The sequence below is a fragment of the Massilia sp. BHUDP2 genome (assembly GCF_046236355.1).
Classification (GTDB): Bacteria; Pseudomonadota; Gammaproteobacteria; order Burkholderiales; family Burkholderiaceae_D; genus Telluria; species Telluria varians.
Map to the genome: position 1 here is coordinate 167,305 of NZ_JBJUVW010000004.1, position 22,690 is coordinate 189,994.

The following is a 22,690-nucleotide window of genomic DNA, read 5'->3' on the forward strand; positions in this document are numbered from 1 at the left end:
TCAAAAAAAGCCGCCCGGCGCAAGCCCGGCGGCATTTTTTATTGCCGCTCGAGGCTGCGTTCAGTTAGGGTCAAACAACGGAAGGACCTTGTCGGACAGGGCCTACCTGCTTATGTGGGGCGCTTCACCGAGTAGTATTGCGCAAATATGCTACAACTGGACTATGCACAAGGGATGTGAAAACGACTGTTTCCACAAGTAAATCACTATCCCCTATAATTGACTGAGAGCATGCGCAAACGATTGCGACGCCTAGTCCATCCGAAGGAATTATTTATGCTTTACCAACTGCACGAGATGCAACGCTCCTTCCTGACCCCGCTGATGCAGTGGGCAGATGCGTCCTCCAAACTGTTCTCGAACCCCGTTTCCCCCTTCGCGCACACCCCGTTCTCGCAGCGTATCGCTGCCGGCTACGAGCTGATGTACCGCCTCGGGAAGGATTACGAAAAGCCGGCATTCGGCATCAAGACCGTACCCATCAAGGGTGCCGACGTCGGCATCATCGAGCGCACCGTGGTCGAGAAGCCGTTCTGCAAGCTCATCCATTTCAAGAAAGACCTGAGCGACAAGGAATTCGCCGCGCTGGAGCAGCCCACCGTGCTGGTCGTCGCGCCCCTGTCGGGTCACCACGCCACCCTGCTGCGCGACACCGTGCGCGCCCTGCTGGTCGAGCATGACGTCTACATCACCGACTGGATCGACGCGCGCATGGTGCCCTTGTCGAGCGGCCCCTTCCACCTCGACGACTACATCTACTACGTCCAGGACTTCATCCGCCACCTCGGCCCGGACGTGCACGTGATCTCGGTGTGCCAGCCGACCGTGCCGGTGCTGGCCGCGATCTCGCTGATGGCCACCAACAAGGACCCGAAGCTGCCCAAGACCATGACCATGATGGGCGGCCCGATCGACCCGCGCAAGTCGCCGACCGCGGTCAACGACCTGGCGGTGGAGAAGCCCTTCTCCTGGTTCGAGAACACCGTGATCTACTCGGTGCCGGGCAACTACCCGGGCTTCGGCCGCAAGGTCTATCCGGGCTTCCTGCAGCACGCCGGCTTCATCGCGATGAACCCGGGCCGCCACGCCCAGAGCCACCGCGAGTTCTACCAGCACCTGGTGCGCGGCGACGACGACTCGGCCGAGGCGCACCGCCAGTTCTACGACGAATACAACGCCGTGCTCGACATGCCGGCCGAGTACTACCTTGAGACCATCAAGACCGTGTTCCAGGAACACCGCCTGCCGAAGGGCACCTGGGAAGTCGGCGGCCAGCTGGTGCGCCCGCAGGACATCAAGACGGTGGCCCTGTTCACCGTCGAAGGCGAGCTGGACGACATCTCAGGCCTGGGCCAGACCCGCGCGGCGCACGACCTGTGCACCGGCATCCCGAAGGAGATGCACCAGGAGTTCGTGGCGCCCAAGTGCGGCCACTACGGCATCTTCTCGGGCCGCCGCTGGCGCGAGATCATCTGCCCGAAGATCGGGGAGTTCATTCGGGCGCACGCCTGATCGACGTGAAAAAGCCGGAGCTCGCTCCGGCTTTTTCCTTGGGGCTGGCGGCGCGTTTCAGCGTCCCACCAGCACCTCCTGCACCACCCCGGTGGCGATCGCCACCAGCGCATAATCATTCCCCGCCTGCACCCACTGGTGCCCCGGCGGCGGTTCGGTGAGGCGGTGCGCCTTCCAGTTCTCCACCACGAAATGATGCGTCCGGTAGCGTGGCGGCAGCTGCTCGCCGCGCTTGAGCTGGCCGCTGGCCTCCACGCTGCGGTACGGCCCCGGCCTGGCGGCCTGCTTCGCTTGCGCGCGGGCTTCCTGTTCGCCGCGCTGGTGCGCCTGGGCCGCGGCGCCACCGGCCAGCACCGCGGCGACGAGCGCCGGTACGATGAGTTTGTTCATGTGAGCTCCTCTTCAGCGTCGAGGCTCCAGTACATCATGCACGAACCCGGCAGTCTGTTCGCTCCAGCACGGAGAGCGTGGGATGCCAGTGGCATCCCACGCAACTTCGCACCCCCTCCGATTTTGGCGGATAATGTCGGCTTTGAACGCCTCACCTTCGCGCCGTGACCAAAACCCTCGCCGACCTGATCGAAGACGCTTTGCCGCAGACGCAATGCACCAAGTGCGGCTATCCCGCATGCCGTCCGTATGCGGAAGCGATCGCGCGCGGCGAAGCCGAGATCAACCAGTGCCCGCCCGGCGGCATCGAGGGCGTCCGGCGCCTCTCCAGCGTCACGGGCCGGCCGGTCATCCCGATCAACCCCGCCAACGGTATCGAGCGCCCGCGCCCGGTTGCCTTCATCGACGAATCGCTCTGCATCGGCTGCACCCTGTGCATCCAGGCCTGCCCGGTCGACGCCATCATGGGTGCGGCCAAGCAGATGCACACCATCCTGCCGAGCCTGTGCACAGGCTGCGACCTGTGCGTGGCGCCCTGCCCGGTCGACTGCATCTCGATGGTCCCGGTGACGGGGGAGCGCACCGGCTGGGACGCCTGGTCGCAGGAAGCCGCCGATGCGGCGCGCGCCCGCCACGACTTCCGCAGCGAGCGCCTGCGCCGCGAGAAGGAAGAAAACGATGCGCGCCTGGCCGCCAAGGCCCTGGAAAAGATGCGCGCGGTGACGGCGGAGGTGACCAATACGCCGGAAGAGCTGGCGGAAAAGGAACGCAAGCGCGCCATCATCGCGGCCGCGATGGAACGCGCGCGCCAGAAGGCAGCCGCGAATGTGCCCGATGCGCCACCGGAGCAAAAGTAAGCAAAACCGATGAATCCCGCGAAAAGATTAGAAATATTCACGCGCTTTCGCGCAGCCAACCCCAAGCCGACCACCGAGCTCGAATTCACGACTCCCTTCGAGCTCCTGATCGCGGTGCTGCTGTCGGCGCAGTCGACCGACGTCGGCGTCAACAAGGCGACGCGCCGCCTCTACCCGGTGGCGAACACCCCGCAGGCCATCCTCGACCTGGGGCTGGACGAACTCAAGTCCTATATCTCGACCATCGGCCTGTACAACACCAAGGCCGCGAATGTCATGGCGACTTGCCGGATCCTGGTGGAGCAGCATGGCGGCGAAGTGCCGCGCGCGCGCGAGGCGCTGGAAGCCCTTCCCGGCGTGGGCCGCAAGACCGCCAACGTGGTGCTCAATACCGCGTTTGGCGAGCCGACCATGGCGGTCGACACCCACATCTTCCGGGTGTCGAACCGTACCAGGATCGCGCCGGGCAAGAACGTCGACATCGTCGAGCAGAAGCTGCTCAAGTTCGTGCCCAAGGACTTCCTTCACGATGCCCACCACTGGCTGATCCTGCACGGCCGCTACACCTGCGTGGCGCGTAAACCCAAGTGCTGGAACTGCCTCATCAACGACCTGTGCGAGTTCAAGGACAAGACGCCGGCGCCCGCCGGGGCGATGGATCCGGCGGCCGACCTGGCCAGCCAGGCCGCCGAACTCGGCTAGCCGAGGCGTTTTTCCCCGGTGGCGAACGAGGCGCGCACGATGCGCCCGTCTACCACTTCATACACGCACAGCATCTCCACCGTGCCGCGGCCTTCCGGGAAGTTGCGGGTCACGATCTCGAGGTCGGTGACGAAGTTGCCGAGGACCGAGCGGTTCAGGAGGCGCGCATGCAGCTCGGGTTCGGCAAAGCGCTCCTGGTAGCGCGGGCGGATCTGTTCATGGCCCTGGGCCAGCAGAGCGCCATGCAGCGCGAACTGCTGCGCATCCGGCGCGTAGGTGGCCATCAGGGCGCCCAAGTCCTTGGCGTTGTAGGCATCGAGCTGCGCCTGGACGACAGCGAGGGGGGAAGTCGGGTTCATGGTCTCCGTAAGTCGATAAAAAACGCGCCAGCCTTGGCGCGTCTTTCATCTTAGCGTCAAACGCTCAGCCGTGCAGGCGATCGGCCAGGGAGCGCCTTGCGCGCCTGCTGCGTATCCTCCACCTTGAACACCGCAACCAGCTCGTTCAGCGCCCGTGACTGGTCGTGCAACTCCTGCGCCGCGGCCGCGGCTTCCTCCACCAGCGCCGCGTTCTGCTGCGTTACCGTATCCATCTCGCCGACGGCGACGTTGACCTGGGCGATGCCGGCGCCCTGCTCCGCGCTGGCGGTGCTGATCTCGGCGATGATGTCCATCACGCGGCGCACGCTGGTGACGACATCAATCATGGTGGCGCCGGTCTCGCCGGCGAGGCGGTTGCCGGCATCGACGCGCCCCACCGAATCGTCGATCAGTTCCTTGATTTCCTTGGCCGCCATCGCCGAGCGCTGCGCCAGGTTGCGCACCTCGCCCGCGACCACCGCAAAACCGCGGCCCTGCTCACCGGCGCGCGCCGCTTCCACCGCCGCGTTCAGCGCCAGGATATTGGTCTGGAAAGCGATGCCGTCGATGACGCTGATGATCTCGACGATCTTGCGCGAGGACGCGCTGATCGAGGCCATGGTGCCGACCACCTGCTCCACCATCTGGCCGCCCCTCGCGGCGACTTCGCAGGCCGAGACGGCGAGTTGGTTGGCCTGGCGCGCGTTGTCGGCGTTCTGCTGGACGGTCGAGGTGATTTCTTCCATCGACGAGGCGGTTTCCTCGATCGCGCCGGCCTGCTGCTCGGTGCGGCTCGACAGGTCGAGATTGCCGCGTGCGATCTGGTCGGAAGCGACGGCGATGGTCTCGGTGCCGCTGCGCACCTGCGCCACGATGGCCTGCAGGCTGCCGGTCATGTGGTTCAGGGCCTGCAGCAGCTGTCCGGTTTCGTCGTCGGTGCGTACCGCGATCGTGGTGCGCAGGTCGCCCGAGGCGACGCTCTGCGCCGCTTCGACGGCTGCCCCGAGCGGACGCGTGATCGAACGCGAAATGAAGACGCCGGCCGCGACGGCGGCGACCGCGCCCAGCAGCATCAGGGAATAACCGACCAGTGTCGCGCGCGTGCCGACCGCTTCCGCCTCCAGTGCGGTGGCGACGGTATGTTTGCTCATCGCTTCCTGCGCCTTGACCAGGAGTTCGGCCGGCGCCCGGTCCATGCCCTTGACGGCCTTGTCCCCGGCTGCCGCGTCGAAATCGGCGGCGGTGAAGTCGGCGAAGCCGCGGCGGTAGCCCTCGCCCATCTTCGCATGCGCCTGGCCGAACTGCCCCAGCAGCTCGCGCACTTCCCCATCCGGCATGGCGGCGCTCAGCTCTTGCACTGCCTTGGCGAGCTCGGCTTCACTCTTCTGGAAGGCCTTCCAGTACTTGGCGCGCTGTTCTTCGTCCTTGCCGCGTAATAAGGTGTTCTTCCATTCCTGGGTCTGCAGGCGGAAATGCGAGAGCAGGCTTTCAACGCGCTCCGCCTGGGTAGATTGCAGCACCGCGGCCCGATAGGTATCCAGCGCATGATTCAACTGGCTCATGCCGAAGAAGCCGGCGCAGGCGACGACCAGGGTGACGGCGGCGAAGCCGAGGGGGAGTTTACGACTGAGTTTCATGGACAGCTCTCGGGTGAGCAGGGTGACAACCTGCGAATGCCCGGTAGTTTACGTATTCTGTAACTACCAGGCAAAACCGCAATCGACTGTCCGTTCTTTGACCCGCCTGATTTGTAGCTCGACAGCAACGCGCGCACCAGCGCGGTGCAAGTTTGCATCAAAGCAGGACGAGATTGTCCCGATGCACCAATTCAGGCCCCTCGACATAGCCCAGGATGCGTTCGATCTCGGCCGAGGAATGGCGCATGATCCGCCGCACTTCGCTGCTGGTGTAGTTGGTCAGTCCGCGCGCCAGCGGCTTGCCTGCTTCGTCGATGCAGGTGATCACCTGGCCGCGCCCGAATTCGCCGCGCACCGCGACCACGCCGATCGGCAGCAGCGACTTGCCTTCCCGGGTCAGCTTCTGCGCGGCGCCGGCGTCGATCACGACTTCGCCGGTGGTGTGCAGGTGGTCGATCATCCACTGGCGCCGTGCGGTCAGGCGGCCGGTCGGCGCGGTGAGCTGGGTGCCGATCATCTCGCCGCCGGCCAGGCGCACCAGCACGTCTTCTTCACGGCCCCAGGCGATGATGGTGTGGGCGCCCGAGCGCGCCGCACGCTTGGCGGCCAGCACCTTGGTCAGCATGCCGCCGCGCCCGATGCTCGAGCCGGCCCCACCGGCCATCGCTTCCAGTTGCGGATCGCCCGCCTGCGCTTCCCCGATCAGGCGCGCGTCCGGGTCCTTGCGCGGATCGGCGGAAAACAGGCCGCGCTGGTCGGTCAGGATCACCAGCGCGTCGGCCTCGATCAGGTTGGCCACCAGCGCGCCCAGGGTGTCGTTGTCGCCGAACTTGATTTCGTCGGTGACCACCGTATCGTTCTCGTTGATGATCGGGACCACGCCCAGGCGCAGCAGGGTGGTGAGCGTCGAGCGCGCGTTCAGGTAGCGTTCGCGGTCGGCCAGGTCGGCGTGGGTGAGCAGCACCTGGGCGGTCTTGACGCCGTGGGTGTGGAAGCTGGTTTCGTAGATCTGGGCCAGGCCCATCTGGCCCACGGCGGCGCAGGCCTGCAGTTCGTGGATATCGGTCGGGCGTGAGGCAAAACCGAGGCGCAGCATGCCTTCGGCGATCGCGCCCGAGGACACGAGCACGACGTCCTTGCCCAGGGCACGCAGCGCGGCGATCTGGGCCGCCCAGCGGGCGATGGCGGTATGGTCGAGGCCCCTGCCCTCGTCCGTGACGAGCGAGGAACCGACCTTGACGATGATGCGGGAGGCTTGCTGGAGGGCTGAGTGGTGAGCTGAGGTCATGGTGACAGGAATTTTCCTCGCGGCCGTAAGGCCAGCAGGGAAAGTCCTGCCAACAACTCGACCGCGCAGACTGCTAATAATACCCCCTTCGGCAGCCCGATCGCGAAAGCGGCGACGAGGCGCCCGGCCGGCTGGGCCAGGAGGAACAATGCGGTGAGGTCGACGAGGAGGGGCTGGTCGCCCTGTCTCGATGCCAGCAGCGCCAGCATCGCGGTAGCGAGGCGCATGCCCACGTAGATGGCGTAGAACTGGCTGTAGCCGTTCACGCCGACGAGAAAGATGCCCATCGCCGACGCGATACGGTCGGGATCGAGCATGGCCGCCAGCGCCGCCAGCGAACTGGCGGTGGCGACGAGCTGCAGCAGCTGGCTACGCAGCCAGCTGCGAGTCAGTGCTGCCGCAGGCAACTTAGTCTTCCAGGATCTTGAAACGCGGATCGTCCGGGTCGATCGAGTTGATGCCGCGCGCTTCCTCGGTCATGGTGGTTTCTTCGGCGCGTTGATCGCTGGTGCGCTTTTCTTCGAGGTGCAGGTAGATCGCATTGACCAGGTCCTGGCAACCTTCGCGATTCAGTGCCGAGATCTCGAACACCGGCCCTTTCCAGGCCATGCGCTTGACGAAGTCCTTGACGCGCTTCTTGCGCTCGGCTTCATCGACCACGTCGAGCTTGTTCAGCACCAGCCAGCGCGGCTTGTTCAGCAGCTCTTCGTCGTACTTTTCCAGCTCCTTGACCAGGGCCTTGGCTTCCTTGACCGGATCGACTTTCTCGTCGAAGCCCGACAGGTCGACGATGTGCAGCAGCAGGCCGGTGCGCGCCAGGTGGCGCAGGAACTGGTGGCCCAGGCCCGCGCCTTCGGCCGCGCCTTCGATCAGGCCGGGGATGTCGGCGATGACGAAGCTCTTCTCGTGCGACACGCGCACCACGCCCAGGTTCGGGTGCAGGGTGGTGAACGGATAGTCGGCGATCTTCGGCTTGGCGTTCGAGACGGCGGTAATAAAAGTAGACTTGCCGGCGTTCGGCATGCCCAAGAGGCCCACGTCGGCCAGCACCTTCAGCTCCAGGCGCAGGGTGCGGCGCTCGCCGGCCTTGCCTTCGGTCTTCTGGCGCGGCGCGCGGTTGGTCGAGGTCTTGAAGTGGATGTTGCCCCAGCCGCCCTCGCCGCCCTTGGCCAGCAGCTCGGTCTGGCCGTGCTCGGTCAGGTCGGCAACGATCTCGCCATTGACGTCGTCCACGATCAGCGTGCCGACCGGCATGCGCATGTAGACGTCTTCGGCGCCCTTGCCGTAGCAGTCCGAGCCGCGGCCCGGTTCGCCGTTGCGGGCGTGATGGGTCTTCGAATAGCGGAAATCCACCAGGGTGTTGATGTTACGGTCGGCCACCACGTAGATCGAGCCGCCCTTGCCGCCGTCGCCGCCGTCCGGGCCGCCGAATGGGCGGAACTTCTCGCGGCGGAACGAGGCGCACCCGTTGCCGCCGTCGCCGGCGATGACTTCAATTCTTGCTTCGTCGATAAACTTCATGATGATGACCGATAAAAACTAAAAAGGCCCTACCGTGGGCAGAGCCTTTCGATGGAAGGCTTGCGCCTTGCAAAGAAGCGCCGCGTCAAGCGGCGCGAGTAACTACTTAAGCAGCGACTGCTTCGTTGGCAACGACGGTCACGAACTGCTTCGAGCCCACGCCTTGCTTGACGAACTTGACGGTACCGTCGACCAGCGCGAACAGGGTGTGATCCTTGCCGGTGCCGACGTTGGCGCCAGCGCGCACCGGGGTGCCGCGTTGACGGATGATGATGCCGCCGGCGTTGATCGCCTGGCCGCCGTAGACTTTCACGCCAAGGCGTTTGCTTTCTGAGTCACGGCCGTTGCGGGTAGTACCGCCACCTTTTTTGTGTGCCATTTATTTGCTCCTTGATGAATGAACTTGGTGGATCGAACGGGATTAGCCGTTGATCGACACCACCTGGATTTCGGTGAAGTTCTGGCGATGGCCCTGACGCTTCTGGTAGTGCTTACGACGGCGCATCTTGAAGATGCGGACCTTGTCGTGGCGACCGTGGGAAACAACTTTCACCAGGACCGAGGCACCTTCGACCAGCGGAGCACCAAACTTGATGCTGTCGCCCGCGCCGAGCGCGAGAACTTGATCGATGGTGAGTTCGGAACCAATGTCAGCAGGTATCTGTTCTACTTTGAGTTTTTCGCCAGCGACAACTTTGTATTGCTTGCCACCGGTTTTTATGACCGCGTACATGATTGAAACCTCATCAAATGTTTAAAAGAATCCCACCGGCGTCGAGACGCTGGACTGTTCGGAAGCCGGGGAACAGGGGATTATACATAACTCGGGGCAAGCGGTCAAAAGGCCTTGACGATTCGCCCCGGATGGTGTTGCCGTCGTAGCACAATGCCAAGTTTCAGCCGGACTTTCGCTCGTGCTTGAGAGTGATAAGCCATCCGTGGGACGCCCTTCCCTTGCATGACGTATAATCTCGGCACTTAACCAAATACTCACCGTTTATTGCAGGTTCGCCTTGTCAGCTGCTACCCAACACGCCCAGAACACCATCGCCCAATCGATCGCCACCGACATGGAGGCCGTGAACGCGGTGATCCGACAGCGACTGCAGTCGGAAGTGAGCCTGGTGAACCAGATCGCCGAGTACATCATCAGCGCGGGCGGCAAGCGAATCCGGCCGGTACTGGTACTGCTGCTGGCCAATGCCTACGGCTACAAGGGCACGGCCCACCACGAGCTGGCGGCAGTGGTCGAATTCATCCACACCGCGACCCTGCTGCACGACGACGTGGTCGACGAATCCTCGATGCGCCGCGGGCGCCAGACGGCCAACGCCCTGTTCGGCAACGCCGCTTCGGTGCTGGTGGGCGACTACCTGTACTCGCGCTCCTTCGAGATGATGACCAGCCTCGACAACATGCGCGTGATGAGCATCCTGTCGCGCGCCACCACCGTGATCGCCGAAGGCGAAGTGCTGCAGCTGCTGAACATGCACGATCCGGACGTGACGCATGAAAGCTACCTGAAGGTGATCCGCTCCAAGACCGCCAAGCTGTTCGAGGCGGCTGCCGAGCTGGGCGCCCTGGTGGGCGGCGCCGATGACGAGCAGATCGCCGCGGCCGGCGAATACGGCCGTTCGCTGGGCACGGCGTTCCAGCTGATCGACGACGTGCTGGACTACGCCGGCGACGCCGCCGAGATCGGCAAGAACCTGGGCGACGACCTGCGCGAAGGCAAGCCCACCCTGCCGCTGATCTGGCTGATGGAAAACGGTACGCCGGAACAGCGCCAGCTGGTGCGCAGCTGCATCGAGCATGGCGACGAGGAACAGTTCGAAGCGGTGCTAGCGGCGGTGACCTCGAGCGGCGCACTGGACTACACCCGCCAGCAGGCGGAACAGGCTGCGCGCCGCGCGGCCGAGGCAATTTCCGGCCTGCCAGAAAGCGTCTACAAGGCGAGTCTGCAGCAGCTCTGCAGTTTCGCTGTTGACAGGAACCATTGAGCCGAATATAGTAATGCCTTCCCGAGATTTCGGTAACGAAGTCTCAAACAGTCGGGGTGTAGCTTAGCCCGGTAGAGCGCTACGTTCGGGACGTAGAGGCCGGAGGTTCGAATCCTCTCACCCCGACCACAGAATTCGAAAAAGCCAGATCCAGCGTCAGCTGATCTGGCTTTTTTCATGGGCGCGCACCGCTCGAAATTCATGCGCCCTGCATACGAAATCGTTTATATTCGTGCTATCGCATGCCAGGGACATGAAGCATCGCGCCTCAGCGACATGCGCAGGAGTGTTCCGGCTACGTCCACAGGGGCTCACCATGCGAATCTCACGATTGTTCCCTGCCGCACTGGCAGCAGTAATCCTCTCCCATACGGCGCACGCCGCCGAGCCGAGCGCAAGCGAGCAGCAAGTCCGCAAGCGCGCCGCCGCGGTCGAGCCGCAGCTGATCAAGTGGCGGCGCGACATTCACCAGCATCCCGAGCTCGGAAACCAGGAAACCCGCACCGCCAAACTCGTGGCCGACCACTTGCGCCAGCTGGGCCTGGAAGTGCGCACCGGGATCGGCATCACCGGCGTGGTCGGCATTCTCAAGGGCGCCAAGCCGGGCAAGACGGTGGCGCTGCGCGCCGACATGGATGCGCTGCCGGTCAAGGAGCCGGCCGGCCTGCCCTTCGCATCTAAGGCCAAAGGCAATTACCAGGGACGCGAGGTCGACGTCATGCACGCATGCGGCCACGATACCCACACAGCGATGCTGATGGCGACCGCGACGGTGCTGGCGGGCATGCGCGACAGCCTGGCCGGAACCGTGATGTTCATCTTCCAGCCCGCCGAGGAAGGTTCCAGCACTTTCCTGCCGGGCACCGGCAAGGCATGGGGCGCCAAGCTGATGCTCGACGAGGGCCTGTTCAAGCAGCTCAAGCCGGATGCGGTACTGGCCATGCACGTCATGCCGGGCCGTTCGGGCGAGATCAGCTGGCGTACCGGCCCCATCACGGCCGCAAGCGATTCGCTCGACATCAGCATCACCGGCAAGCAAGGACATGGCGGCATGCCATGGAATACGGTCGACCCGATCGTGACCTCGGCGCTCGTCATCAACGGCCTGCAGACCGTGGTGAGCCGGCAGGCCAACCTGACGGAGTCTCCCGTGGTGGTGACCGTCGGCACGATCAATGGCGGCACCGGCCCGAACATCGTTCCCGAAACGGTGAACATGACCGGAACGATTCGCAGCTATGGCAAGAAAGTCCGCGGCGATGTCGTGGAGAACATCAAGACCAGCGCACAGAACATCGCCGCCAGCACCGGCGCGGAAGCGAAGGTCACGATCGTCCCGATGTACGATGCCGTCGACAACCAGAAAGCCCTGGCCGACAGCATGCGGCCGGTGCTGGAGCGCGCCGCCGACGGCAAGGTCTCGCAGGCGCTGCTGTCGGGCGCGTCCGAAGATTTTTCCTTCTTCTCCGAGCAGGTGCCGGGACTGTATGTCTTCCTGGGCATTACGCCCGATGGGCAGGATCCGGCCAAGGCGGCGCCGAACCACAACCCCAAGTTCTTCGTCGACGAAAAGGCCCTGGTCGTCGGGGTACGGGCCATGTCCATGATGGCGCTCAGCTACCTGGCGAGCGGCGCCCAGGTGGCGGCGAAGTAAAGCCGAGCAGTTGCCGAATCTCCGGCAGACAGGAACCGCAATTGCCGCCGGCGCGCAGGCAGGCGGTCACGCCCGCGGCATCGCGCAAGCCGTGTTCCGCGATCGCCTTGCAGATCGTGTTGCGGCCTACCCCGAAGCACGAACAGACGGTCGGGCCCGGATCGGCGCCCTGCGCAGGCAAACGGCCCGCGAGCAGCGTGGCCCGTTCCTTTGCCGACAGCAAGTCCTGGACGAACAGGCTGCCCAGCCAGGTGCGGGCCGGCAGGTCCGGGCGGCGCGACACGAACAGGCAGGCTTGCAGGCGCCCGTCGACCAGCAAGGCGCAGCGCAGCATGCCCTCGGCCTTGTCCTCGTATTCGATCCAGTCCGCGTCCTCGCCCGCCCCGAGCAGCGCGCGTGCCCAGCCTGGGGAGACCGCTTCGCGGCCGCCCAGTTCGTAGCGCACGAAGCCGGCGCCGCGCACGCGCGTCCAGTTGGCGACGCGCCCCAGGTCCAACTCCTCGCGGCACAGGATGAAGCCATGCCAGGCCACCCCGAAAGGCTCGACCCGGACCGGCGTATGCTTGAATTCGGGCTCGCCCGACACCGGGTCGACGTCCGGATTGACCACGGCGCCGACCCGCGCATCCGAGGCGGTCTGGCCGTTCCAGTGGATCGGGATGAAGGCGGTGCCGCGCGCGATGCCGCCGCTGTGCGCCACCCGCGCCACCATCGCGCCAAAGCGGCTGGTGACGCGCGCCAGCTCGCCTTCGCGTACGCCACTTAGCAGGGCGTCGTGCGGATGCAGGTCGACGAAAGGTTCGGGTGCGTGAGCGGCCAGGCGCGGCGACTTGCCGGTCCGGGTCATGGTGTGCCATTGGTCGCGCAGGCGGCCGGTGTTCAGGGCCAGCGGGAACTCGCCGCCCGGCGCATTGGCCGGCAGGCGCGGCGCGCTCGCCACGAACCGCGCCCTGCCGTCAGGATGGGCAAAGCGGCCGTCGGCGAACAGGCGCGTCGTTCCCGCGCCGCTGCGCAGGACGGGCCATTGCAAGGGCTCCAGCGCGTCGTAGGCGGCGCGGTCCATGCCGGCCAGGCCGTCGATGCGGAAGGCGCGCGGCAGCTCCCCTTCCCCGTTGCGCCAGCCAGAGAGCCGGGCATGCTCGTCGAAGATCTCGTGCACGTGCGCGTAATCGAAGCCGCTGAAACCCATGCGCCGGGCCACCTGGCAGATCGCCTGCCAGTCGCTGCGCGCTTCTCCCGGCCTTGGGAGGAAGCCCCGCTGGCGCGAAATGCAGCGTTCGGAATTGGTGACGGTGCCATCCTTCTCGCCCCAGCCCAGCGCGGGCAGCAGCACGTGTCCCAGCGCGGCGGTATCGGTATCCGGACTCATGTCCGAGACCACCACCAGCTCGCAGCGCTCCAGGGCGCGCCGGACCTGGTCGGCGTCCGGCAGGCTGACCACCGGATTGGTCGCCATGATCCACACGGCTTTCACCTTGCCCGCTTCGATGGCGCGGAACAGGTCCACCGCCTTCAGGCCCGGCTTGTCGGCGATGCGCGGGGCATCCCAGAAGCTGCGCACCGCCTCGCGGTGGGCCGGCTGGTCGAGCTCCAGGTGGCTGGCCAGCATGTTGGCCAGGCCGCCCACTTCGCGACCGCCCATGGCGTTCGGCTGGCCGGTCAGCGAGAACGGCCCCGTGCCCGGCTTGCCGATCCGGCCGGTGAGCAGGTGGCAGTTGATGATGCTGTTGACCTTGTCCGTGCCGCTGGAGGACTGGTTGACGCCCTGCGAGAAGGCGGTGACGACCTTGTCGGTTGCGGCAAACAGCTCGTAGAACTCGACCAGTTGGCGCGGATCGATGCCGCAGGTGCGGGCTACCAGGTCGATGTCGGCGCAGGCATCGGCTAGGCCAAGGGCGGCCTCGAGGCCGGCCGCATGCGCGGCCACGAAGGCCTCGTCGGCCGCGCCGGTCCGCGCCAGGTAGCTGAGCAGGCCGTTGAACAGCCAGACGTCGGTGCCGGCCTTGACCGGCAGGTGCAGGTCGGCCAGCTCGCAGGTCGCGGTGCGGCGCGGATCGATCGCGACGATGCGCAAGCCGGGCCGCGCTTCCTTGGCCTTGACGATGCGCTGGAACAGCGTCGGGTGGCACCAGGCCGTGTTGGAGCCGACCAGCACGACCAGGTCGGCCAGTTCGAAGTCCTCGTAGCAGCCCGGCACCAGGTCTTCGCCGAAGGCGCGCTTGTGCCCGGCCACGCTGGACGACATGCACAGGCGCGAATTGGTGTCGATGTTGGCGCTGCCCACGAAGCCCTTCATGAACTTGTTGGCGACGTAGTAGTCCTCGGTCAGCAGCTGGCCGGAGACGTACATCGCCACCGCGTCCGGGCCATGCTCGGCGATGATCGCTGCGAACGTGGAGGCGACCTTGTCGATCGCCTCCTCCCAGCCGGCCTGGCGCAGCCTGCCGTCCTCGCGGATGGCAGGCGCCAGCAGGCGGCCGTCCAGGCCGAGCGTCTCGCCCAGCGCCGCACCCTTGACGCACAGGCGGCCGCGGTTTGCGATGTGCTCCGGGTCGCCCTCGATCAGGGCGCCGTCCGCCATCGGCGTCGCCTTGATGCCGCAGCCGACGCCGCAGTAGGGACAGGTGGTGCGGACTGCCGCCGCGATCGGGATCATCGGAACACCCATCAGGCAGCCTCGCATAAAGTCGGGCCGAACAGCAGCCGGTCGCGGATGCTTGAAACGTCGGTGCCGCGCTGGATCAGGTCGAAGTACCAGGGCCCATCCGACACGTCGCCGTACAGCACCGCGCCGGTCACACGCCCCCCCATCAGCACCAGGCGCTTGTACACGCCGGCATGGCGATCGCGCAGCACCAGGTCTTCGCTGCCCTCCAGGCCACTGAAGTCGCCGGCCGAGTACAGGTCGATGCCGGTGACCTTCAGCTTGGTGGCGGTGGCCTGCTGCACGTAGCGGCGATGGCCGAGCCCGGCCAGGTGGGCGGCGCAGACGCGCGCCTGGTCCCAGATCGGCGCCACCAGGCCGAAGGTGGCCTTGCGGTGCTGGACGCATTCGCCCACAGCATACACGCGCGGGTCGTAGGTCTGCAGGGTGTCGTCGACCACGATCGCACGCTCGACGTGCAGGCCGGCCTCGCGTGCCAGCGCCACGTTGGGGCGCACGCCGGCGGCCATCACCACCAGGTCGGCCGGCACCTCGCTACCGTCGGCGAAGCGCACCGCTTCCACCTTGCCTTCACCCAGGATCGCCTCGGTCTGGGCGCCGAGCAGGATGCGCAGGCCGCGCCGTTCCAGCGCGCTTTTTAACAGCAGGGCCGCGGCCGGGTCGAGCTGCTGGTTCATCAGGCTGCTCGTCAAGTGGACGACGGTCACGTTCATCCCCTGGCGCAGCAGCCCGTTGGCCGCCTCCAGGCCGAGCAGGCCGCCGCCGATCACTACCGCAGTGCCGCCGCGCCGTGCCGCGGCCAGCATCAGGTCGACATCGTCGAGGTCGCGGAAACCCACCACGCCGCCCAGCTGGGCGCCCGGCACCGGCACGATGAAGGGGCTGGAGCCGGTGGCCAGCAGCAGGCGGTCGTAGGCCGTTTCCAGGCCGGAGCGGGCGCGCACGATGCGGCGCGCACGGTCGATCGCCACCACCGGGTCGCCGGCGTGCAGCACGATGCCGTTCTCGGCATACCACGCGCGGCTATGCAGGATGATGTCATCAGGCTTCTTCTCGCCCGCCAGTACCGGCGAGAGCATGATGCGGTTGTAGTTCACGCGCGGTTCGGCGCCGAACACCGTGATCTCGTACATGCCGGCGTCGAGCTTGAGCAATTCCTCGACGGTGCGCATGCCGGCCATGCCGTTGCCGACCACGACCAGCTTCGGTTTCACGGTGCGATCCATACCTTGCCTCCTTCCACGCGGGCCGGGTAGCTGGCGACCGAGTGCTCGGGCGCTTCCAGGCATTCGCCGCTGTGGAGGTCGAAATGCTGCTTGTAGATGGGCGAAGCGACCACGACGCGTTCGCCGATGCTGCCGACCAGTCCGCGCGACAGCACGGCGGCCTGCGCATTCGGATCGAAGTTGTCGATGGCGAACACGCGCGGTTCGTCGCTGCCGACGCGGAACACGGCCACCTGGCGGCCGTCCAGCAGTGCGCAGACGCCGGTGTCCGGCACGATCTCGTCGAGGGCACAGACGGCGGTCCAGTTCTGAAGTTGCAGGTCTCGGTGCATGTCTTATCTCCTCAATCGGGGTCAGGCCGCGCTGGCGGCAATCGGGATGACGCGACCGCGCCGTTCCTCGGGATTGGCCGGGCGGATCTGGCCGCGCTCCGGCACGAACACGACGTTGTTATCAAGCGCCTCGCTGTTGACGAAGTGGCGGAAGCGGCGACGCACGTCCGGATTGGTGACGGCTTCCTTCCATTCGTCGGCATAGGTGTCGACCACGTGCTGCATCTGCGCTTCCAGCTCGGCGCCGATGCCCAGCTTGTCGTCGACCACCACCGCCTTCAGGTAATCCAGCCCGCCTTCGAGGTTCTCGCGCCACACGCTGGTGCGCTGCAGGCGGCCGGCGGTGCGCACGTAGAACATCAGGAAGCGGTCGACCAGCTTCACCACCGTCTCGTCGTCGATGCCGGAAGCGATCAGCTCCGCGTGGCGCGGCTTCATGCCGCCGTTGCCGCAGACGTAGAGGTTCCAGCCCTTCTCGGTGGCGATCAGGCCGACGTCCTTGCCCTGAGCCTCGGCGCACTCGCGGGTGCAGCCGGAGACGCCGAACTTGATCTTGTGCGGCGCGCGCAGGCCCTTGTAACGGTTCTCGAGCGCGATGGCGAAGGCCAGGCTGTCGCCCACGCCGTAGCGGCACCAGGTCGAGCCGACGCAGGATTTCACGGTGCGCAGCGACTTGCCGTAGGCGTGGCCCGACTCGAAGCCGGCGGCGATGAGTTCTTCCCAGATGTTCGGCAACTGCTCCACGCGCGCGCCGAACAGGTCGACGCGCTGGCCGCCGGTGATCTTGGTGTACAGGCCATACTTCTTGGCCACCTGTCCCACCGCGATCAGGCCATCGGCCGTCACCTCGCCGCCCGGCATGCGCGGCACCACCGAATAAGTCCCGTCCTTCTGGATGTTGCCGAGGAAGTAGTCGTTCGAGTCCTGCAGGCTGGCGTGCTCCGGCTTGAGCACGAAGTCGTTCCAGCTGGACGCCAGGATGTTGGCCACCACCGGCTTGCAGACGTCGCAGCCGAGTCCCTTGCCGTGGCGCGCAATCAGCTCGCCGAAGCTGCGGATGCCTTCCACGCGCACCAGGTGGTAGAGCTCCTGGCGCGAGCAGGCGAAGTGCTCGCACAGGTGATCCTTCACTTCCACGCCCAGGCGCGACAGCTCGGCATTCATCACCTGAGTCATCAGGGGCACGCAGCCGCCGCAGGCGGTGCCGGCTTTCGTACAGCTCTTGAGCGCGCCGATCGTGCCGGCGCCGCCCGCCACCGCTTCGCACAGCGCGCCCTTGGAGACGTCGTTGCAGGAGCAGATCTGGGCGCTGGCCGGCAGCGCGTCCACACCGAGGGCCGGGCGCGCCGCGCCTTCCAGCGCCGGCAGGATCAGCACTTCGGGGGAAGCCGGCAGCGCCAATCGGTTCAGCATCATCTGCAGCAGTTCGCCGTAAGAAGCGGCGTCGCCCACCAGCACGGCGCCCAGCAGGACCTTGCCGCACTCGGAGGTGACGATCTTGCGGTACACCTGCTTGCGCTCGTCCAGGAACTGGTAGCTGCGGCTGCCGGCGGTGGCGCCGTGGGCGTCGCCGATGCTGGCCACGTCGACGCCCATCAGTTTCAGCTTGGTGCTCATGTCGGCGCCCGTGAAACCGGACTCCAGGCCGAGGATCTGCCTGGCCGCGGTGCGCGCCATGTCGTAGCCGGGCGCCACCAGGCCGAACAGCTGGCCATTCCAAAGCGCGCATTCGCCGATCGCGTAGATATGCGGGTCGGACGTCAGGCAGCGCTCGTCGATCACGATGCCGCCGCGCTGGCCGAGCGCCAGGCCGCTCGAGCGCGCCAGTTCGTCGCGCGGGCGGATGCCGGCCGAGAACACAATCATGTCGGCATCCAGGTGACTGCCGTCGGCGAACTGCATGCGGTGGGTGCCCTCCTCGCCGTCGACGATGGCGAGGGTGTTCTTCTGCGTGTGCACCTGCACGCCCAGTTCCTCGATCTTGTTACGCAGCACGCGCGCACCGGGCTCGTCGACCTGCACCGCCATCAGGCGCGGCGCGAACTCGACCACGTGGGTCTGCAGGCCGAGGTCGCGCAGCGCCTTGGCGCATTCCAGGCCGAGCAGGCCGCCCCCCACCACCACGCCGGTGCGCGAGCGTGCGCCGCACTCGCTCATCGCTTCCAGGTCGTCGATGGTGCGGTACACGAAGCAGTCCTTGCGGCTTGCTCCCGGTACCGGCGGCACGAAGGGCGTGGAGCCGGTGGCCAGCACCAGCTTGTCGTAGGCCACCGGCTCGCCTTCGGCCAGCATCACCTGGCGCGCGTCGCGGTCGATGCCGGTCACGCGGGCGCCGAGGCGCAGCGTGAGCTGCGCGTTGTCGAAGAAGCCGGGCGCCACCAGCGACAGGTCTTCCGCGCTTTTCCCGGCAAAGAATTCGGACAGGTGGACCCGGTCGTAGGCGGGACGCGCTTCTTCCCCGAGGATGGTCACGCGCAGGTCCGGATCCCCGCTGGCAACCAGGGTTTCGACGAATTTATGGCCCACCATGCCGTGGCCGACGACGACGATATGCATTGCGTTACTCCTTATGCTGCGGTGGCCGCCGGTGCGGCCGGGCTGGCCTCGCTGGCGGTCATGGTGAAACGGGCGGCGATGGCGCACAGGCTCGAAGCCAGCACCAGCACGCTCAGGATGGTCAGGGTCTGGGCGATGTCGCCCGTGCCTTTCATGAGGAAGCCGGCCGCCACCGCGCCGACGTTGCCGCCGGCGCCGACGATGCCGGCCACGCCGCCCAGCGCCCTGGGCGCAACAAACGGCACCAGCGCATAGGTGGCGCCGCAGGCCATGTGGGTGAACAGGCCGAAGCACAGCATGGCGATCACCGCATAGACCACGCCGTCGGCCTGGGCGAACCACAGCAGGCCGAGGCCCTCGCCGATCATCAGCACGAACAGCACGGTGACGCGGCTGTTCAGGTTCCCGCCACGGGCGCTGCGGTCCGACAGCCAGCCGCCCAGCGCACGGGCGAACAGGGCCAGCAGGCCGAAGCTGCCGGCCGCCAGCCCGGCCGCGCCCAGCGACAGGCCGAAGTGTTCGACGTAGTACACGGCGGCGATGTTGTGGATGAAGATCTCGATGCCGAAGCAGGCGCCGTAGGTCACGAACAGGAGCCAGGCGCGGTGGTTGCGGCAGGCGTCGCGAAAGCTCGCCCAGCCGCCCTTCCCGCCGGGGAGCGCTTCGCCGCGCGCACGCATGTCGTCGAAGTTACCGGCCGGGCAGTCCTGGGTATAGCGCCAGTAGAAGAAGGCCATCACGATCATCATCAGGCCGGGCACCACCAGCGCCACGCGCCAGCTCAGGGCCTGCGAGACGCCCAGCATGGTGACGGCGGTCAGCAGCAGAGGCATCAGGGCCTGGGCCGCGCCGCCGCCGCTGTTGCCCCAGCCGGCCGCGGCCGCATTGGCGGTGCCGACCACTTTCGGGCCGAACATCACTGAGGTGTGGTACTGGGTGATGACGAAGCTGGCGCCGACCGCACCGATCCCGAGGCGGAACAGCAGGAAGCTTTCGTAGCTCTGCGCCATGGCCACGCCCAGCACCGGGATCGAACCGAGCAGCAGCAGGCCGGTGTAGGCCTTGCGCGGACCGAAGCGGTCGCACAGGGGGCCGATCAGCAAGCGCACGAAGATCGTGATGGCGACCGCCGCGATGTTGATGTTGGCGATCTGCTCCATCGACAGGCCGAATTCGCCCTTGATCACCGGCATGAGCGGCGCGCAGGCGAACCAGGCAAAGAAGCAGATGAAGAAGGCCACCCAGGTCAGGTGGAAGGCGCGCATCGGCGCCGTGTCGAACGAGAAGAGCTTGATGCTGTCTGCCTTGTTGTCCAATGTATTGGCCATGTTTCTTCCTTTGAAAAACAAAACGGCGTCCGCGCTCCTGCCGTGATGGCAGCGAGCCGCGGACGCCGTTGTCCTGGTTGCCGGCCCCTCGTTAGGCCGGCGAAAAAGTGAAGAGGATCGCCATTGATCCGTATCGTCTTAACAGCAAGAGGCGTGCCACCTTGCTCCCAGAGGGAAGCGCATGTATCCGACGGGATCACGCGCTACATTGCGGTGCAACATGCGCGTTCATGATGCAGGTTTGCGCACCGGTTCAGGCAGCACGCTGCACCGATCCGGCATGGCCGGCCGGGTCGCTGCCGTCCCAGACGCGGCCGTCGAGCAGGGTGGAACTGCGCATGGCGCTGTCCGGCACAGCCACGCCCGCCATTGCCGCCCCATCACGGTAGAGATCAATGCGGTTGACCTCCCGCGCGATCGCGGCATAGGGCGGATCGGCACGCAGCAGGCCCCAGCGGCGCTGCTGGGTGAGGAACCACATGCCGTCCGACAGCCAGGGAAAGCTGGCCTCGCCGTCGGCGAAGAAATGCAGGCCATTGTGGCCGCGCCAGGCCCCAGTGGCGTACGCCTTGCCGGGACGCCCGGCCAGGCAGACCTGCAGCACGTCCCTGTCCGCATTCACATAGGCCGGGCTGGCCAGTACCTCGGCGGCGGCCTCGCGGTTGGTGCGCGAGGCATCCAGCCAGCGCGCCGTTTCCAGCAATGCGGCGACCAGGGCGCGGCAGGTATTCGGGTGGCTCGCTGCGAAATCGGCGCCCGTGCCCAGCACCTTGCCCGGATGATCGGGCCAGATCTCCTCGCTCGACACCGACAGCAGCCCGGCGCCTTCGCGCACCGCGCGCTGGCCCCAGGGCTCGCCGGCGCAGAAGCCGTCCATGTGGCCGGCCGCCAGGCTGGCCGCCATCTGGCCGGGCGGCACGGTGACCAGCTTGCAGTCCGCGAGAGGATCGATGCCCGCCGCCGCCAGCCAGTAATACAGGAACATCGCGTGGTTCCCGGTCGGGAAGGTATGCCCGAAGGTGGGGCGCAACGCGCCGGCGCGCACCAGCCGCGCCAGCGCCGCCGCGTCGGGAGCCTTGGCGGCCAGCGCGCGCGACAGCGTGATGCCCTGGCCGTTGCGGTTCAGGTTCATCAGGACGGCCATCTGGCGGGCCCGCGTGCCGATGCCCATTTGCAGGCCGTACAGCAGGCCATACAGGACGTGGGCGGCGTCGATGTCGCCGGCGACCAGGCGGTCGCGCATGCCGGTCCAGGACAGCTCGCGGCTCAGTTCGAACTTGATCCCGTACAGTTCGTCGAAGCCGAGCACGGATGCCATCACCACCGGCGCGCAGTCCGCCAGCGGCAGGTAGCCGATGCGGACCACTGTTCTTTCCGGTTTGTCCGAGCCGGCGATCCATGCGCCGCCGCTTTCCTTGCCAATGCCTGTCATAGGGTTCCTGTCTTTCGCACCGCCGGCGTCAGCCGAGCAGGTCTTCCACATCGATGAGCCGCTGCGCGATCTCCGCCAGCTTCAGGTTCTTGTTCATGGCCATGCTGCGCAGGCGCTGGTAGGCCTGATCCTCGGTGAGCCGGTAGCGCGTCATCAGGAGGCCCTTGGCGCGGTCGACGGTCTTGCGCTCGGCCAGTTTCTGGCGCGTGCCCTCCAGCTCGTCCAGCAGCTTCTGCTCGCGCCGGAAGCGCGCCAGCGCGACGTCGAGCACCGCTTTCACACGCTCGGCCTGCAGGCCGGCCACGATGTAGGCCGACACGCCCGCGTCCAGGGCCGCGTCCATGCTGGCCGGGGCGTCGTCTTCGGTAAACAGCACGATGGGGCGGCGCGCATCGCGGGTGGCGATCACGATGTGCTCGAGGACGTCGCGCGCGTCGGACGCGCTGTCGACGATGATCATGTCCGGCTGCAGCTGGGCCACGCGCTCGGGCAGGAATACGTCGGCGGGGAGCGAGGCGACCAGGTCGTAGCCCGATTCGAGCAGGCCGATCCGCAGCGCTGCGCTGCGCTGGGCCTGCCCGGCGAGCGCTGCATCGCGCTCGGCGCCGGGGGGTGTGGCGGGATTGACGACGACGATCCGCAGATGAGGTGCTACACAGCCTGTCGATTTCATGCCGGTATGTCATGCAAGAACCGATCCAGCTGCGCAATCCCCCTCTCGACACCTCAGCCATTCACAGTGGCAACAAAGAGACATTCGCCGCGTAAATATCACTGGTCGAGCTCCTTCATCAATTATTCATTATCCGTATCGAAGGAATCACCAATCTAAAGTTTATTTATAGCCCTCTCCTCCTTATACTGCAACGCAACATCGCAATCTTTACAGGGGAATTCACCATGACCACGACCCGCCGCTTCTTCGCCAGCGCCCTCGCCGCAGTGCGCAGCTTTTCGATCGAACTCTATGCCGCGCACGGCGGCTGGGCACCTGCGGTGCGGGGCTGAGCATGGACCTGCTCGACACCGTCCTGAGCGTCTGCGCCCTCACCGCCCTGGTCGTGCGCCTGGCCCTGTTCCTGCGTCCGGCAAAGCGCCCGGGCAAGGCGGCCTGAACGCTGCGACGCAACAGCAGTATTGATATGCACGCGCCGGTTGTACGTATGTACGTACGCCGGCGCGTTCTTTTTTAGCAGGTCCGTTCTCCATATGCCCCGCAGCGTGAAATGCT

Annotated in this window: 20 protein-coding genes and 1 tRNA gene; 6 read left to right on the top strand and 15 right to left on the bottom strand. The window is 66.2% G+C overall.

All coding sequences use genetic code 11. The features are described 5' to 3' along the window. The first annotated feature begins 276 nt into the window (after positions 1 to 276). Entirely contained in the window at positions 277 to 1,512 is a 1,236-nt protein-coding gene (locus ACK6C6_RS22300) for a polyhydroxyalkanoate depolymerase (protein WP_409269349.1), read from the top strand. A gap of 57 nt (positions 1,513 to 1,569) precedes the next feature. On the opposite strand, the gene ACK6C6_RS22305 is transcribed toward ACK6C6_RS22300, so the two are convergent. Next, a complete protein-coding gene (locus tag ACK6C6_RS22305; protein ID WP_285375283.1) occupies positions 1,570 to 1,902 on the bottom strand; it encodes an RcnB family protein in 333 nt (110 codons plus the stop codon). A 164-nt stretch (positions 1,903 to 2,066) separates the two neighbouring features. Here ACK6C6_RS22305 and rsxB point away from each other — a divergent pair, with 164 nt between their 5' ends. Both rsxB and nth read left to right on the top strand, forming a co-directional pair. Continuing rightward, complete coding sequence (gene rsxB, locus ACK6C6_RS22310; protein WP_409269351.1) at positions 2,067 to 2,759, top strand: electron transport complex subunit RsxB; 693 nt, start codon at positions 2,067 to 2,069, stop codon at positions 2,757 to 2,759. A 9-nt stretch (positions 2,760 to 2,768) separates the two neighbouring features. Next, positions 2,769 to 3,461 (top strand): endonuclease III, encoded by a 693-nt coding sequence (nth, locus tag ACK6C6_RS22315; protein WP_409269353.1) that lies wholly within the window; start codon positions 2,769 to 2,771, stop codon positions 3,459 to 3,461. Here the strand turns inward: nth and ACK6C6_RS22320 are convergent. From ACK6C6_RS22320 to rplU, 7 genes are all read right to left on the bottom strand, one after another. Beyond that, positions 3,458 to 3,820, bottom strand: a complete 363-nt coding sequence (locus ACK6C6_RS22320; protein ID WP_409269355.1) for a nuclear transport factor 2 family protein — start codon at positions 3,818 to 3,820, stop codon at positions 3,458 to 3,460. The genes nth and ACK6C6_RS22320 overlap by 4 nt on opposite strands. Positions 3,821 to 3,876: 56 nt before the next feature. Further along, positions 3,877 to 5,457: a methyl-accepting chemotaxis protein gene (locus ACK6C6_RS22325; RefSeq protein ID WP_409269357.1), complete on the bottom strand. Its 1,581-nt coding sequence runs from the start codon at positions 5,455 to 5,457 to the stop codon at positions 3,877 to 3,879. Positions 5,458 to 5,614: 157 nt separating this feature from the next. Beyond that, a complete protein-coding gene (gene proB / locus ACK6C6_RS22330; protein ID WP_409269358.1) occupies positions 5,615 to 6,745 on the bottom strand; it encodes a glutamate 5-kinase in 1,131 nt (376 codons plus the stop codon). Beyond that, entirely contained in the window at positions 6,742 to 7,152 is a 411-nt protein-coding gene (locus tag ACK6C6_RS22335) for a hypothetical protein (RefSeq protein WP_209587990.1), read from the bottom strand. Before ACK6C6_RS22335 ends, proB begins: the two co-directional genes overlap by 4 nt. A gap of 1 nt (position 7,153) precedes the next feature. Further along, positions 7,154 to 8,266 (bottom strand): Obg family GTPase CgtA, encoded by a 1,113-nt coding sequence (cgtA, locus tag ACK6C6_RS22340; RefSeq protein WP_209587989.1) that lies wholly within the window; start codon positions 8,264 to 8,266, stop codon positions 7,154 to 7,156. Positions 8,267 to 8,372: 106 nt separating this feature from the next. Then, positions 8,373 to 8,645, bottom strand: a complete 273-nt coding sequence (rpmA, locus tag ACK6C6_RS22345) for a 50S ribosomal protein L27 (protein WP_005668438.1) — start codon at positions 8,643 to 8,645, stop codon at positions 8,373 to 8,375. A gap of 42 nt (positions 8,646 to 8,687) precedes the next feature. Beyond that, on the bottom strand, positions 8,688 to 8,999 hold the full coding sequence (gene rplU / locus ACK6C6_RS22350) for a 50S ribosomal protein L21 (protein ID WP_027865917.1): 312 nt from the start codon (positions 8,997 to 8,999) through the stop codon (positions 8,688 to 8,690). 280 nt (positions 9,000 to 9,279) lie between these two features. On the opposite strand from rplU, the gene ispB reads away from it, so the two are divergent. From ispB to ACK6C6_RS22365, 3 genes are all read left to right on the top strand, one after another. Continuing rightward, positions 9,280 to 10,266, top strand: coding sequence for an octaprenyl diphosphate synthase (ispB, locus tag ACK6C6_RS22355; protein ID WP_209587988.1), 987 nt, complete (start codon positions 9,280 to 9,282; stop codon positions 10,264 to 10,266). Between the two features lie 52 nt (positions 10,267 to 10,318). Next, positions 10,319 to 10,395, top strand: a tRNA-Pro gene (locus tag ACK6C6_RS22360). Positions 10,396 to 10,582: 187 nt separating this feature from the next. Then, a complete protein-coding gene (locus ACK6C6_RS22365; RefSeq protein ID WP_409269360.1) occupies positions 10,583 to 11,920 on the top strand; it encodes an amidohydrolase in 1,338 nt (445 codons plus the stop codon). Here ACK6C6_RS22365 and ACK6C6_RS22370 read toward each other — a convergent pair. The 7 genes from ACK6C6_RS22370 to ACK6C6_RS22400 form a co-directional block, all read right to left on the bottom strand. After that, on the bottom strand, positions 11,880 to 14,588 hold the full coding sequence (locus tag ACK6C6_RS22370; RefSeq protein ID WP_409269361.1) for a molybdopterin-dependent oxidoreductase: 2,709 nt from the start codon (positions 14,586 to 14,588) through the stop codon (positions 11,880 to 11,882). The two genes, ACK6C6_RS22365 and ACK6C6_RS22370, sit on opposite strands and share 41 nt — an antisense overlap. Next, on the bottom strand, positions 14,588 to 15,811 hold the full coding sequence (locus ACK6C6_RS22375; RefSeq protein ID WP_409269363.1) for an NAD(P)/FAD-dependent oxidoreductase: 1,224 nt from the start codon (positions 15,809 to 15,811) through the stop codon (positions 14,588 to 14,590). The genes ACK6C6_RS22370 and ACK6C6_RS22375 overlap by 1 nt, the downstream gene beginning before the upstream one ends. Continuing rightward, positions 15,796 to 16,143 carry a nitrite reductase small subunit NirD gene (gene nirD, locus ACK6C6_RS22380; RefSeq protein WP_292043552.1) on the bottom strand — a complete coding sequence of 116 codons (348 nt, stop codon included), beginning with the start codon at positions 16,141 to 16,143 and terminating at the stop codon, positions 15,796 to 15,798. The genes ACK6C6_RS22375 and nirD overlap by 16 nt, the downstream gene beginning before the upstream one ends. 21 nt (positions 16,144 to 16,164) lie before the next feature. Next, the gene (gene nirB / locus ACK6C6_RS22385; RefSeq protein ID WP_292043550.1) at positions 16,165 to 18,699 is read right to left on the bottom strand and encodes a nitrite reductase large subunit NirB; all 2,535 of its coding nucleotides are present in this window, start codon (positions 18,697 to 18,699) and stop codon (positions 16,165 to 16,167) included. Positions 18,700 to 18,710: 11 nt separating this feature from the next. Then, positions 18,711 to 20,015, bottom strand: coding sequence for an MFS transporter (locus tag ACK6C6_RS22390; RefSeq protein WP_409269702.1), 1,305 nt, complete (start codon positions 20,013 to 20,015; stop codon positions 18,711 to 18,713). A gap of 265 nt (positions 20,016 to 20,280) precedes the next feature. Continuing rightward, complete coding sequence (locus ACK6C6_RS22395) at positions 20,281 to 21,459, bottom strand: CmpA/NrtA family ABC transporter substrate-binding protein (RefSeq protein ID WP_409269365.1); 1,179 nt, start codon at positions 21,457 to 21,459, stop codon at positions 20,281 to 20,283. 28 nt (positions 21,460 to 21,487) lie between these two features. Then, positions 21,488 to 22,132: an ANTAR domain-containing response regulator gene (locus ACK6C6_RS22400; RefSeq protein WP_409269367.1), complete on the bottom strand. Its 645-nt coding sequence runs from the start codon at positions 22,130 to 22,132 to the stop codon at positions 21,488 to 21,490. Positions 22,133 to 22,690 lie beyond the last annotated feature (558 nt).